This is a genomic window from Streptomyces sp. NPDC042346 (genome assembly GCF_055581845.1).
Genome location: NZ_JBVJEH010000008.1, coordinates 256,987 through 269,330 on the forward strand (window position 1 = coordinate 256,987; position 12,344 = coordinate 269,330).

Here is a 12,344-nt window from a genome sequence, read left to right on the forward strand (position 1 = left end):
TTCACCGTTCGAAGCGGTACCCCATGCCCGGTTCGGTGACGAAATGGCGGGGGTGCGAGGGGTCGGCCTCCAGCTTGCGCCGCAGCTGCGCCATGTACACGCGGAGGTAGTTGGTCTCCGTGCCGTACGAGGGGCCCCAGACCTCCTGGAGCAGCTGCTTCTGGCTGACGAGCCGCCCGCCGTTGCGGACGAGGACCTCCAGGAGGTGCCACTCGGTGGGGGTGAGCCGGACGTCCCGGCCGTCGCGGTGGACCTTCTTCGCCGCCAGGTCGACGGTGAAGCCCTCGGTCTCGACGATCACGACGCCGTCCTCGGCACCGCCGACCGGCTCGGCGCGGCGTACGGCCGCGCGCAGCCGCGCGAGCAGCTCGTCCATGCCGAAGGGCTTGGTGACGTAGTCGTCGGCTCCGGCGTCGAGCGCCTCGACCTTCTCGTCGGAGGTCTGGCGGGCGGAGAGGACGAGGATCGGCACCCTCGTCCAGCCGCGCAGGCCCTTGATGACCTCGACGCCGTCCATGTCGGGCAGGCCGAGGTCGAGGACGACGACGTCGGGGTGGCGCTCGGCGGCCAGCCGGAGGGCGGTGGCGCCGTCGGGTGCGGCGTCGACCTCGTACTTCCGCGCCTTGAGGTTGATCACCAGGGCGCGGACGATCTGCGGCTCGTCGTCGACCACGAGGACCCGGGTCATGGAGGGGGACCTACCTTCTTCGGTGCCCGTTGCGGGCGGCTTGGGTGGGGGCGGTGGGGCTGGGCGGGAGGAGTCGGTAGCGGTGGGAGGACCGGCGGAAGCGGTACGAGAGCGGGCCCTGCGCGGCGGCGGTCGCGGGACGGGAGCCGCCGCGGGGCTCAGCTCACGGCATGCGCCGGAAGCTCCACGACCTGTTCCGGGGGCCCGCCCCGCACGGCCCTGAGGGTGAGCACCATGGTCAGGCCGCCGCCCGGGGTGTCCTCGGCGGAGAGGGTCCCGCCCATGGCCTCGACGAAGCCGCGGGCGACCGCGAGGCCGAGACCGACTCCGGCGCCGCGAGGGGCGTCGCCGAAGCGCTGGAACGGTTCGAAGATCCCGTCCTTGCTCTCGTCGGGCACTCCGGGGCCGCGGTCCACGACGCGCAGTTCGACGCGTTCTCCCAGGGTGCTGGCGGCGACCGAGACGGGTTCCCCGCCGGGGCTGTACTTCACGGCGTTCTCGACGATGTTGGCGACGGCCCGCTCCAGGAGGCCCTTGTCGACCTCGACCATCGGCAGCGTCTCGGGGATGTCGAGTTCGGCGCTGCCGTCGGGCACTCCCCCGAGGGCCATCGGGACGACCTCGTCGAGGTCCACGGCCCGGATCAGCGGCGTGACGGTGCCGGTCTGGAGGCGGGACATGTCGAGGAGGTTGCCGACGAGGTGGTCGAGGCGGTCGGCGCCCGCCTCGATGCCTTCGAGGAGTTCGGCGCGGTCCTCCTCGGACCAGTCGACGTCGTCGGAGCGGAGGGAGCTGACGGAGGCCTTGATGCTCGCGAGCGGGGTGCGCAGGTCGTGGCTGACGGCGGCGAGCAGGGACGTACGGATCTTGTTGCCCTCGGCCTGCTTCCTGGCCTGCTCCGCCTCTCCGACGAGCCGCTGCCGGTCGAGGACGACGGCGGCCTGGGCCGCGAAGGCGCCGAGGACGCGCCGGTCCTCGGCGGGCAGGACCCGGCCGGTCAGCGCCAGGGCCAGATGGTCGCCGACCGGCATGTCCACGTCGGCGTCCTCCGGCCGTGCGACCGGCTGGGGGCCCACGCTCGCCGCCCGGGTCCACGGCTCGATCCCGTCCGCCCGTTCGAGGAGGGTCACCGACTCCATCGAGAAGGTCTCGCGAACCCGTTCGAGGAGGGCGTCGAGGCTCGTCTCGCCGCGCAGCACACTGCCGGCGAGGTACGACAGCACCTCGGACTCGGCGCGGAGCCGGGCCGCCTGGTGGGTGCGCCGGGCGGCCAGGTCCACCACGGAGGCGACCGCCATCGCCACGCCGAGGAAGACGGCGAGGGCGACGATGTTCTTGGGGTCGGCGATGGTGATCCGGTGGACGGGCGGGGTGAAGAACCAGTTCAGGAGGAGGGAGCCGGCGGCGGCCGAGGCGAGCGCGGGCAGGAATCCGCCGAGCATCGCGGCGGCGACGGTCAGCGCGAGGAAGAGCAGCATGTCGTTGGCGAGGCCGAGGTCGGCGTCGACGTGCGTGAGGAGCAGGGCCAGGCAGACGGGCCCCGCGACGCCGACCAGCCAGCCGCCGAGGATCCGGGACCGTCCGAGCCGCGCCCCGCGCGCGACGGGCAGCCCCCGCCCCTTGGCGACCTCGCCGTGGGTGACGATGTGGACGTCGAGGTCGGTGCCGGAGTCACGGGCCACGGTCTGGCCGACGCCGGGGCCGAACACGTACTGCCAGGTGCGGCGGCGACTGGAGCCGAGGACGATCTGGGTCGCGTTGACCCCGCGGGCGAACTCCAGGAGCGCGGAGGGGACGTCGTCGCCGATGACGTGGTGGAACGTTCCGCCGAGGTCCTCGACGAGGGTCCGCTGGACGGCCAGCTCCTTGGGCGAGGCGGCGGTGAGGCCGTCGCTGCGGGCGATGTAGACGGCGAGGACCTCGCCGCCCGCGCCCTTCTCGGCCAGCCGGGTGGCCCTGCGTATGAGTGTGCGGCCCTCGGGGCCGCCGGTGAGGCCCACGACGATGCGCTCCCGGGCCTGCCAGGTGGAGCGGATGTTGTGCTCGCCCCGGTACTGCTGGAGGTACTCGTCGACCCGGTCGGCCGTCCAGAGCAGCGCGAGCTCGCGGAGGGCGGTGAGGTTGCCGGGGCGGAAGTAGTTGGAGAGGGCCGCGTCGACCTTGTCGGACGTGTAGATGTTGCCGTGGGCCATGCGGCGGCGCAGGGCCTGGGGCGACATGTCGACCAGTTCGATCTGGTCGGCGCGGCGGACGACCTCGTCGGGGACGGTCTCCCTCTGCCGTACGCCGGTGATCGACTCGACGACGTCGCCCAGCGACTCCAGATGCTGGATGTTGACCGTGGACACGACGTCGATGCCGGCCGCGAGGAGCTCGGCGACGTCCTGCCAGCGCTTGGGGTTCCGGGAGCCGGGGACGTTCGTGTGGGCGAGCTCGTCGACGAGCGCGACGGCCGGCTTCCTGGCCAGGACCGCGTCGACGTCCATCTCGGTGAAGCTCGTGCCCCGGTAGTCCAGGGTCCGGCGCGGGACCTGCTCCAGGCCGTGCAGCATCACCTCCGTACGCGGCCGTCCGTGGTGCTCCACGAAGGCCACGACGCAGTCCGTACCGCGCTCGATCCGACGGTGTCCCTCGGAGAGCATCGCGTACGTCTTGCCGACGCCCGGCGCAGCGCCGAGGTAGATCCGAAGCTTGCCGCGTCCCATGGCACGACCATACGTCCAGCCAATCGGACATTCCGCACGCGGACGGAGACCCCCGTGCGGTATTGACGTGATTCTGATGTCCGGACGGCCGCGAACCGACCACCCGGGCTCTCCGTGCGTCCGCCCGGGCTCTGTGTGCGTCCGCCCGGGCGCTCAGTGCTCCATGATCTCGCCGTCGCTGAGTTCCAGGACCCGGTCCGCCAGGCCCAGGAGCTGGGGGTCGTGCGTGGCGACCAGGGCCGTGCAGCCCTCGCTGCGCACCACCGCGCGCAGCAGCTCCATGACGGCGAGCCCGGTCTCCGCGTCCAGCTGGCCCGTCGGCTCGTCGGCGATCAGCAGGGCCGGCTTGTTGGCGAGGGCGCGGGCGATCGCGACCCGCTGCTGCTGGCCGCCGGACAGCTCGCCCGGCCGCTGGGCCGCGTGGTCGGCGAGGCCCACGAGCGAGAGCATCAGCGCGACCCGCTCCTCGCGCTCCTTCGGGTCGGTGTTGCGCAGCCGGAGGGGTACGCCCACGTTCTCGGCGGCGGAGAGGATCGGGAGGAGCCCGAAGGACTGGAAGATGAAGCCGATCCGGTCCCGGCGCAGCTCCAGGAGCCCGTTCTCACCGAGCGTGGAGAGGTCGGTGCCGTCGATGACGATCCGGCCCCCGTCGGCGCTGTCGAGGCCGCCCACGAGGTTCAGCAGGGTCGTCTTGCCGGAGCCCGAGCGCCCCTTCAGGGCCACGAGCTCGCCGCGCGGGATGTCGAAGGAGACCCCGCGGAGGGCGTGGACGGCGGCCTCGCCCGTGCCGTACGAGCGCCGGAGGTCCTCGACCCGGACCATCGGCAGACCCGCCGGGTCCTCGGCGACGGCCGTTCCGGACCGCGTGCTGCTCTCACTCACCGTGTGCTCCCCCTCCTCGAACATGTGCGCCCGCCAGTATGGTCCGCCGCCGGGCCCCAGGGCCAGAGCCCGGGCGCGGACGAGGGGGCACCGGAGCACGTACGAAAGGGCAGAAAGGCCGGTGGGCCGCTTCCCGTACCTCTCGTACGGGAAGCGGCCCACCGCTCGTTTCTCGATGCTCGAGCGCGGCTCAGCGGATCTCGGAGACCTCCGGGCCGCGCTGGAGCTGGCCCATGCCGCCGGAGAAGCGCGAGTTCGCCTGCTCCTCCTGCTGGACACCGTCCGGCACCATCTGCGCGTCGTTCGGCAGCTTGAGGACGATCGGGTCGCGCGGGGCCATCGGGCCCTCACCGCGGACGACCACGGTGTCCCGCACGATCTGCTCCAGGAGCCCGGCCGCCTCAGGCTGCACCGCGCCCTGCCCGGAGATCACTCCGCGCAGGAACCAGCGGGGCCCGTCGACACCCACGAAGCGCACGAGCTGTACGCCGCGGTTGCCGTCCGGCAGCTGCACGGGCACCTGGGCCCGCAGCTCCCAGCCGAGGGGGCCCTCGACCTCGTCGATGACTCCGCCCTGCTGGACGATGCCCGTGGCGATCTCGTCACGGACCTCGCCCCAGATGCCCTCGTTCTTCGGGGCGGCGAAGGCCTGCAGCTGCACGGCGCTGTCGCGCAGCACGACGGTGGCCGCGACGATCGCGTCGCCCGCCACCTCGACCCGCAGCTCCATGCCCTCGACTCCGGGGACGAAGACGCCCCCGAGGTCGACACGGCCGTCCTCCGGGGTGGTGACCTCGGAGATGTCCCACGGTCCGTCGGGCCGGGGCGCCGGCGGAAGGTTCACCCGACGCGGCGCGTCGGCCGAACCGTCGGTGCCGACCTCGTCGACGACCTGCTCGGCCTCGCCCGCTGCGTCCTCAGCGGCACCGCTCTTCTTGCGACGTCCGAACACGTCACTGTCCTTCCCGGTCGGATACGACCGAAGCGTATCGATTCCCACCCGTTGAGCCGTCCACGGCGGCATGGCCGCCGGTGGACCCGAAGCCCCCCTCGGCCCGCGCCGAGCCGGGAAGCTCCGCCACCTCGTGGAAGCGCACCTTCTCGACCTGCTGGACGACCAGTTGGGCAATCCGGTCGAACCGCTCGAACCGCACGCTTTCGCGCGGGTCGAGATTGACCACGATCACTTTGATCTCTCCACGGTACCCGGCATCTACCGTCCCCGGGGCATTCACGAGTGCGACTCCGCAGCGGGCGGCCAGGCCGGAGCGCGGATGCACGAAGGCCGCGTACCCGTCGGGCAGCGCGATGGAGACCCCGGTGGGCAGCACGGCGCGCTCCCCGGGGGCGAGGACGGCGGCCTCGGTGGTCACGAGATCGGCGCCGGCGTCGCCGGGGTGCCCGTAGGCGGGGATCGGCACCTCCGGGTCCACTCGCCGGATCAGTACGTCGACAGGGTTGCGCATCAGGGGTTCACCTCGAAGGCGCGGGCGCGCCGGACCTGGTCGGGGTCGGACATGGCGGCCTGGATCTCCTCCGGCCGTCCGTTGTCGATGAAGTGGTCGACCTTGACCTCTATGAAGAGTGCCTCGGCACGGACGGCGACGGGGCCCTCGGGCCCGCCGATCCGGCCGACGGCGGTCGAGAAGATCTTGCGGCCGTGTACGGCGGTGACCGCGGCCTCCAGGTGGAGCACGGTGCCGACCGGGACGGGCCGGGCGAAGTCCGTCTCCAGTCTGCCGGTCACGGCGATGACCCGCAGCAGCCAGTTCAGGGAGCCGAGGGTCTCGTCGAGCGCGGTGGCGAGGACGCCGCCGTGCGCGAGGCCGGGGGCGCCCTGGTGGTCGGGGGTCACGGTGAACTCGGCGGTGACGGTCACGCCCTCGCCCGCCCGCGCCTCCAGGTGCAGGCCGTGGGGCTGCCCGCCGCCGCACCCGAAGCAGTACTCGTAGTGCGCACCGAGCAGCTCGCCGGGGGCCGGGGCGTCGGGGTGGCGTACCGGCGGTATGGCGTCGGCCGGCGGGGTGAGGGCGGCAGATGTTGCAGTCACAGGCGCAGACCTTACCCGCGCGGCCGGGCGCGGGTCGCGCCGTGCCAAGCTTGGACGCATGCAGCCTTCCGTGCCGTCCCCCGCCCCCTCCTCCGAGCCTTCGCCCGCGCCGTCCGCCGAGTCGCCCGCCGAGACGCCCGTCGCGTCGTCGCCGGTGACGGCCTCGGCGCCGGCCGCGCCACGCTTCGACGAGCGGCTGACGGCGCCCCGCTCGTGGTGGCTGATCGCGGGTCTGCTCGGTCTCTCCGGCGGCCTGATCATGTTCCCGATGGGTACGGTCCCGATGCTGGGCGGTCTGATCGTGGCGGCGGTGCTCGCCGGTGCGGCGGTCTCCTCGTACGGCTCCGCCCGGGTCCGGGTGGTGGCCGGTTCGCTGGTGGCGGGCGACGCGCGGATCCCGGTCTCGGCGCTCGGGGCGGCCGAGGTACTGGACGTGGAGGAGGCGCGCGCCTGGCGCACCTACAAGGCCGATCCGCGCGCCTTCATGCTGATGCGCAGCTACGTGCCGCGGGCGGTACGGGTCGAGGTCACGGACCCGGCGGACCCGACGCCGTACGTGTACCTGTCCAGCCGTGAGCCGGAGGCCCTGGTGGCGGCCCTGGATTCCGTACGCGCCGAGGCCTGATCCGGCGGTCGGGCCCGGGGTCCGGTCCGGGGCCCGGTCCGGCCTGACCGGCAGGACGCCCGATCGGCAGGACGCCCGATCCGGCCCGATCGGCAGGACGCCCCGGGCCGGGTTCTCGTCCGGCCCGGAGAGGGCGGCCGGGGCTCATCCGGCCATGATCCGCCGGGCAGGTCCTAGAAGCCGAGCTCCTTGGGGAAGCCGAGCTCCTTGGGATTCTCGGGCTGCTCCAGTGGGGGCAGCTCCGGGAGGGCGTCCCAGGGGATCTGGCGGGCGCGGAGGTCCTTGCGGATGTGCGCGGCGAGCTTCCTGGTGTCGCGCCGGTTCATGACCGCGCCGACGGCGGCGCCGACCATGAAGGGCATGAGGTTCGGCAGGTTCCGCACGAGGCGTTTGGTGATCTGCTGGCGCAGCTCGCGCTTGAGCTGCCCGCCGAGCGCCGCGTTGACCGTGGTGGGCTTGGTGGGGTCGATGCCCCGCTCCTCGGTCCAGGAGGTCAGATAGGCCGTCGAGCGCTGGGCGAGGCGGCCCGGCGGGCGCAGTCCGTACACCTCGTGCAGTTCGGCGATGAGTTTGAGTTCGACGGCGGCGACGCCGGTGATCTCGGCCGCCAGTTCGGCCGGCATGGCCGGGGGTACGGGAAGCATGGCGGCGGCGCCGACGCCCGCGCCGACGGTCGAGCTCGCGTTCGCCGCGCCCGTGACGAGCTTGTCGGCGAGCTGCTCGGGGCCGAGCCCGGGGAACTGTCTGCGGAGGGTCGCCAGGTCGCGGACCGGGATCCGCGGGGCGAGGTCGATCAGCCGGTCGGCCAGATGGCCGATGCCAGCCTTGGCGCTGTCACCGCCACGCTTCACGCCGTCCTTGACGCTGCGCGTGACGCCGCGCCGGACGGCGTCGATCCGGTCGCTGTCGATCTTGATCTTGTCGAGCTGGGCCCGCGCGGGGTTGGCCAGCCGCCTGACGGCGTCCAGCCGTCCGTGGCGCGCCTCGCCCCGGCCCTCGCGCTGCTCCGCGGGGAGCCGTGCCGCGTCCGGCCCGGCGCCGTGACCGGCGCCCGGCTCGACGCGCGAACCGGTTGCCGCCTCGATGTCCGCGACGACCGCTTCGAGCGAGGCCGAAGGGCCCCGCTCGTCGTCACGTACGCCGAGGGAGGGCAGGGGGACGGCCGGCACGGCGTCGGGGGCCTCCTGGGCACCCTCTGCCGAGCTCGTGCCGCCCTTGTACGTCTCCGAGCTCCCAGGGAGCCGGAGACGCCGCTTCCGGGACGGTGTCTCGCCTGCCACGGCCGAGCGGTCTCAGTCGCAGTCGCGGCAGATCGGCTGGCCGTTCTTCTCTCGTGCCAGCTGGCTGCGGTGGTGCACGAGGAAGCAGCTCATGCACGTGAACTCGTCGGCCTGCTTGGGCAGGACCCGGACGGCCAGCTCCTCGTTCGAGAGGTCGGCCCCGGGCAGTTCCAGGCCTTCTGCGGCCTCGAACTCGTCGACGTCGACCGTCGAGGTCGACTTGTCGTTCCGGCGGGCCTTCAGTTCTTCAAGGCTGTCCGAGTCGACGTCGTCGTCGGTCTTGCGTGGGGTGTCGTAATCCGTTGCCATGTCGCTCTCCCCCTCTGGGTAGTTGCGGTGTCTCCAGCGCACGTAACGCGTGAGAGGTCGGACTTGTGCCCGACCTGAGGCGGAGATTTTGCCTCACATCAAGGTCTGTTACTCAATCGACACCCGTCGCGCCCTCTCACGAGTGGTCGGCTTCGGGTGGCGAACCGGACCGTACACGGTCCTCCGGGCACCCTTCACAGGCGCCACCCCGTGTACTTCCCGTCATTCCGGGCCCCGGAAACCCGGACTTTTCCTGGTTTTCCGAGGGATTTCTCGGTCACGGAGAGTGGAGGTCCGGACACCCTCTCCTGTGATCGATCACACATGAGCGTCTCAGAATCGGGGCCAGAGAATTCCGCGCAAAGCGAACGGAACCGGTCGGCTTGTGCAGTGTGTCAGATCGGCAGAGTGACACGCATCACGAGACCGCCGCCCTCGCGGGGCTCCGCGATGATACGGCCGCCGTGGGCGCGGGCCACGGACCGCGCGATCGACAGGCCGAGACCGACCCCCTTGTCGCTGCCGGTGCGCTCCTGCCGGAGCCGCCGGAACGGCTCGAAAAGGTTGTCGATCTCATACGCGGGGACCACCGGTCCCGTGTTCGAGACGACCAGGACCGCCTGGCCGTGCTCGGTCTCCGTGGTGACCTCCACCCAGCCTCCTTCCGGCACGTTGTACCGCACGGCGTTCTGGAGCAGGTTCAGGGCGATCCGCTCCAGCAGGACGCCGTTGCCCTGGACGACCGCGGGTGCGCGCTCGCCCCGGATCTCCACGCCCTTGGCCAGGGCCTCGGCGTGCGTCTGGTCGATCGCCCGGGAGGCGACCTCGGCGAGGTCGACGGCCTTGCGCTCGATGATCTGGTTGTCGCTCCGGGCGAGCAGCAGCAGGCCCTCCACGAGCTGCTCGCTGCGCTCGTTGGTGGCGAGCAGGGTCTTGCCGAGCTGCTGGAGCTCCACAGGGGCCCCGGGGTCCGAGAGGTGGACCTCCAGGAGCGTGCGGTTGATCGCGAGCGGGGTCCGCAGCTCGTGCGAGGCGTTCGCGACGAAGCGCTGCTGGGCGGTGAAGGCCCGCTCCAGGCGCTCCAGCATCTCGTCGAAGGTGTCGGCGAGCTCCTTGAGCTCGTCGTCGGGGCCGTCCAGCTCGATCCGGCGGGCCAGGTCGGAACCGGCCACCTGGCGGGCGGTACGGGTGATCCGGCCGAGCGGGGAGAGCACCCGTCCCGCCATGGCGTAGCCGAAGGCGAAGGCGATGATGCTCAGGCCGAGCAGGGCGAAGAGCGAGCGGCGCAGGAGGTCTTCCAGGGCCATGTCGCTCTGGTGCCGCAGACAGACCGACACGGCGTCGTTGAACTGCTCACCGGTACCCGCGTTGGGCAGCCGGCACCAGGAGGTGGTGGGCAGCACCTCACCCTTGACGATCTTGAACGGCAGTTCGGCCGCGCTCTCGCTCAGGGTCTGCGCGGTGAAGAGGTAGATGATCGACAGCAGCAGGATGCCGGCGATCAGGAACATGCCGCCGTACAGCAGCGTGAGCCGTATCCGGATGGTCGGCCGCAGCAGCGGCCGGACGGGGTCCCTGGGGTCCCACGTCGGTTTCGGTGGCGCCTGGGGGTGGGGCGCGGAGGTCGTGGGCATCGGGTCAGATCCGGTACCCGGAGCCGGGCACGGTGACGATGACCGGGGGCTCGCCGAGCTTGCGGCGCAGGGTCATGACGGTGACGCGCACGACGTTGGTGAACGGGTCGGTGTTCTCGTCCCAGGCCTTCTCCAGGAGCTGCTCGGCCGAGACGACGGCGCCCTCGCTGCGCATGAGGACCTCCAGGACGGCGAACTCCTTCGGCGCGAGCTGGACCTCCTTGCCCTCGCGGAAGACCTCGCGGCGGTTCGGGTCGAGCTTGATGCCGGCGCGCTCCAGGACGGGCGGGAGCGGCACCGTGGTGCGCCGGCCCAGGGCCCGCACGCGTGCGGTGAGCTCGGTGAAGGCGAAGGGCTTGGGGAGGTAGTCGTCCGCGCCGAGCTCCAGGCCCTCGACGCGGTCGCTGACGTCTCCGGACGCGGTGAGCATCAGCACGCGCGTGGGCATGCCGAGCTCGACGATCTTGCGGCAGACGTCGTCGCCGTGGACGAGCGGGAGGTCGCGGTCGAGGACGACGACGTCGTAGTCGTTCACCCCGATGCGCTCCAGGGCCGCGGCGCCGTCGTACACGACGTCGACGGCCATGGCCTCCCGGCGCAGTCCGGTGGCCACCGCATCGGCGAGCAGCTGCTCGTCCTCGACGACGAGTACACGCACGTCGTAGTCCTTCCCTTGAGCCGCGATCCGAAGGCGGACCGGCTGAAACCTGAGCACTGACTGTGCGTGTCCATCCTGCCCCTAACGCGCGTAAACCGGCTGTAAGACGGGTGTGCGGGCCCGGGGCGCGGGGGTGGTGCGGTGGGGGCGTGCGGCGGGGCGCGTGACTCCTCCGGGGGTGGCCCGCGAAGAATTCACCTGATTCACGGGCCAGTTGAGGTTTCTGTGAGGAAGGGGGTGGGGAGGACGACTGCACACCCCGTGATCACGCCCTGTATGTGGCGCGCCACCTATCGCCTTCTGTCCCCCAGAGGCAACAGTGTGTGATCCACCCACCCTCGGCACACCCCCGTGCCACCGGACCCACGACGAGGGGGCGCACGATGGACGCTTTCACCGCAGGACTGCTGCACCGGATCAGGGCCGCGCAGACCGACCTCACGCGTGCTCGTGAGACGGGCGACGACTTCCTCGCGGACGTCGAGCAGGCAGAGCTGGACGACCTGCACCGCCTGGCCGCGGAGCACGGCGTGGAGGTCGCCGCGCCGGGCTACTGACCGGCTCGCACACACGTCGAGGGCCCCGGAGCCGTTCTGGCTCCGGGGCCCTCGCTCGTGCCGTCTCCCGGAGGATCGGGAAACCGTGCCTCTCCTAGTCGTGCCAGGCTCCGAGCTCCTCCAGGAGCTCCTGGAGGGGCGCGAAGACGCCCGGGGAGGCCGCCAGGGTCAGCTCGCCCGACTCCGGCTCCCCCGGGCGGCCACCCGTCAGGGCGCCCGCCTCGCGGGCGATGAGCGCCCCCGCGGCGAGGTCCCAGGGGTTGAGGCCGCGCTCGTAGTACGCGTCGAGGCGGCCGGCCGCGACGTCGCACAGGTCGATCGCGGCCGAACCGCCGCGCCGGATGTCGCGGACGCGCGGGATCACGCGCTGGGCGACGTCGGCCTGGTGGGCGCGGCGGGACTGGACGTATCCGAACCCGGTGCCCACCAGGGCCTGGTCGAGCTCGGGCGAGGGCCGGGCGGCGAGCCGCCGCTCGCCCGCGTACGCGCCGCCGCCGAGGACCGCCCGGTAGGTCTCGCCGCGCATCGGCGCCTCGACGACGCCGACCACGGTCTCGCCGTCCCGCTCGGCGGCGATCGAGACCGCCCAGGTGGGCAGGCCGTAGAGGTAGTTCACCGTGCCGTCGAGCGGGTCGATGACCCAGCGGATCCCGCTCGTCCCGGGGCTCGACGCGCCTTCCTCGCCGAGGAAGCCGTCCTGCGGGCGGCGCTCGGCGAGGAAGCCGGTGATCAGCTTCTCGGCGGCGATGTCCATCTCGGTGACCACGTCGATGGGGCTCGACTTGGTCTTCGCCACGACCAGGTCGTCGGGCCGGCCGTCGCGCAGCAGCGCTCCGGCCCGCCGCGCGGCCTCCAGGCCGAGGGCGAGCAGTTCGGCGAGCAGCGGGTCGCTCACATCGGTCACACCGTTCACGTCAGTCACGTCGTTCACACCGGTCACACCGTTCTGGTCGGTC

The 12,344-nt window shown here is 72.2% G+C and carries 13 protein-coding genes; 2 read left to right on the forward strand and 11 right to left on the reverse strand.

Annotated elements, in window-relative coordinates; translation table 11 throughout:
- Position 1: 1 nt before the first annotated feature.
- From ACZ6K0_RS29185 to ACZ6K0_RS29210, 6 genes are all read right to left on the reverse strand, one after another.
- On the reverse strand, positions 2 to 688 hold the full coding sequence (locus tag ACZ6K0_RS29185) for a response regulator (protein ID WP_376401075.1): 687 nt from the start codon (positions 686 to 688) through the stop codon (positions 2 to 4).
- A 158-nt stretch (positions 689 to 846) separates the two neighbouring features.
- A complete protein-coding gene (locus tag ACZ6K0_RS29190; RefSeq protein ID WP_376401078.1) occupies positions 847 to 3,393 on the reverse strand; it encodes a DUF4118 domain-containing protein in 2,547 nt (848 codons plus the stop codon).
- Positions 3,394 to 3,546: 153 nt separating this feature from the next.
- Positions 3,547 to 4,299 (reverse strand): ABC transporter ATP-binding protein, encoded by a 753-nt coding sequence (locus ACZ6K0_RS29195; RefSeq protein WP_376401080.1) that lies wholly within the window; start codon positions 4,297 to 4,299, stop codon positions 3,547 to 3,549.
- 166 nt (positions 4,300 to 4,465) lie between these two features.
- On the reverse strand, positions 4,466 to 5,227 hold the full coding sequence (locus ACZ6K0_RS29200; RefSeq protein WP_376401082.1) for a DUF3710 domain-containing protein: 762 nt from the start codon (positions 5,225 to 5,227) through the stop codon (positions 4,466 to 4,468).
- A 1-nt stretch (position 5,228) separates the two neighbouring features.
- The gene (gene dut / locus ACZ6K0_RS29205) at positions 5,229 to 5,741 is read right to left on the reverse strand and encodes a dUTP diphosphatase (protein WP_024758522.1); all 513 of its coding nucleotides are present in this window, start codon (positions 5,739 to 5,741) and stop codon (positions 5,229 to 5,231) included.
- Positions 5,741 to 6,325 (reverse strand): PaaI family thioesterase, encoded by a 585-nt coding sequence (locus ACZ6K0_RS29210; protein ID WP_376401086.1) that lies wholly within the window; start codon positions 6,323 to 6,325, stop codon positions 5,741 to 5,743. The genes dut and ACZ6K0_RS29210 overlap by 1 nt, the downstream gene beginning before the upstream one ends.
- 58 nt (positions 6,326 to 6,383) lie before the next feature.
- Here ACZ6K0_RS29210 and ACZ6K0_RS29215 point away from each other — a divergent pair, with 58 nt between their 5' ends.
- The gene (locus tag ACZ6K0_RS29215) at positions 6,384 to 6,950 is read left to right on the forward strand and encodes a DUF3093 domain-containing protein (RefSeq protein WP_376401089.1); all 567 of its coding nucleotides are present in this window, start codon (positions 6,384 to 6,386) and stop codon (positions 6,948 to 6,950) included.
- A gap of 173 nt (positions 6,951 to 7,123) precedes the next feature.
- Here the strand turns inward: ACZ6K0_RS29215 and ACZ6K0_RS29220 are convergent, their stop codons facing one another.
- The 4 genes from ACZ6K0_RS29220 to ACZ6K0_RS29235 form a co-directional block, all read right to left on the reverse strand.
- Positions 7,124 to 8,230 carry a hypothetical protein gene (locus ACZ6K0_RS29220; RefSeq protein WP_376401092.1) on the reverse strand — a complete coding sequence of 369 codons (1,107 nt, stop codon included), beginning with the start codon at positions 8,228 to 8,230 and terminating at the stop codon, positions 7,124 to 7,126.
- Positions 8,231 to 8,242: 12 nt separating this feature from the next.
- Positions 8,243 to 8,539, reverse strand: coding sequence for a DUF4193 domain-containing protein (locus ACZ6K0_RS29225; RefSeq protein WP_003955561.1), 297 nt, complete (start codon positions 8,537 to 8,539; stop codon positions 8,243 to 8,245).
- A 395-nt stretch (positions 8,540 to 8,934) separates the two neighbouring features.
- Positions 8,935 to 10,173: a sensor histidine kinase gene (locus ACZ6K0_RS29230; protein ID WP_469232814.1), complete on the reverse strand. Its 1,239-nt coding sequence runs from the start codon at positions 10,171 to 10,173 to the stop codon at positions 8,935 to 8,937.
- Between the two features lie 4 nt (positions 10,174 to 10,177).
- Positions 10,178 to 10,831 (reverse strand): response regulator transcription factor, encoded by a 654-nt coding sequence (locus tag ACZ6K0_RS29235; protein ID WP_024758527.1) that lies wholly within the window; start codon positions 10,829 to 10,831, stop codon positions 10,178 to 10,180.
- A gap of 383 nt (positions 10,832 to 11,214) precedes the next feature.
- Between ACZ6K0_RS29235 and ACZ6K0_RS29240 the strand changes: the two genes are divergently transcribed.
- On the forward strand, positions 11,215 to 11,388 hold the full coding sequence (locus ACZ6K0_RS29240) for a hypothetical protein (protein WP_376401099.1): 174 nt from the start codon (positions 11,215 to 11,217) through the stop codon (positions 11,386 to 11,388).
- 94 nt (positions 11,389 to 11,482) lie between these two features.
- Here the strand turns inward: ACZ6K0_RS29240 and ACZ6K0_RS29245 are convergent, their stop codons facing one another.
- Positions 11,483 to 12,283, reverse strand: coding sequence for an inositol monophosphatase family protein (locus tag ACZ6K0_RS29245; protein ID WP_469233027.1), 801 nt, complete (start codon positions 12,281 to 12,283; stop codon positions 11,483 to 11,485).
- Positions 12,284 to 12,344: the final 61 nt, after the last annotated feature.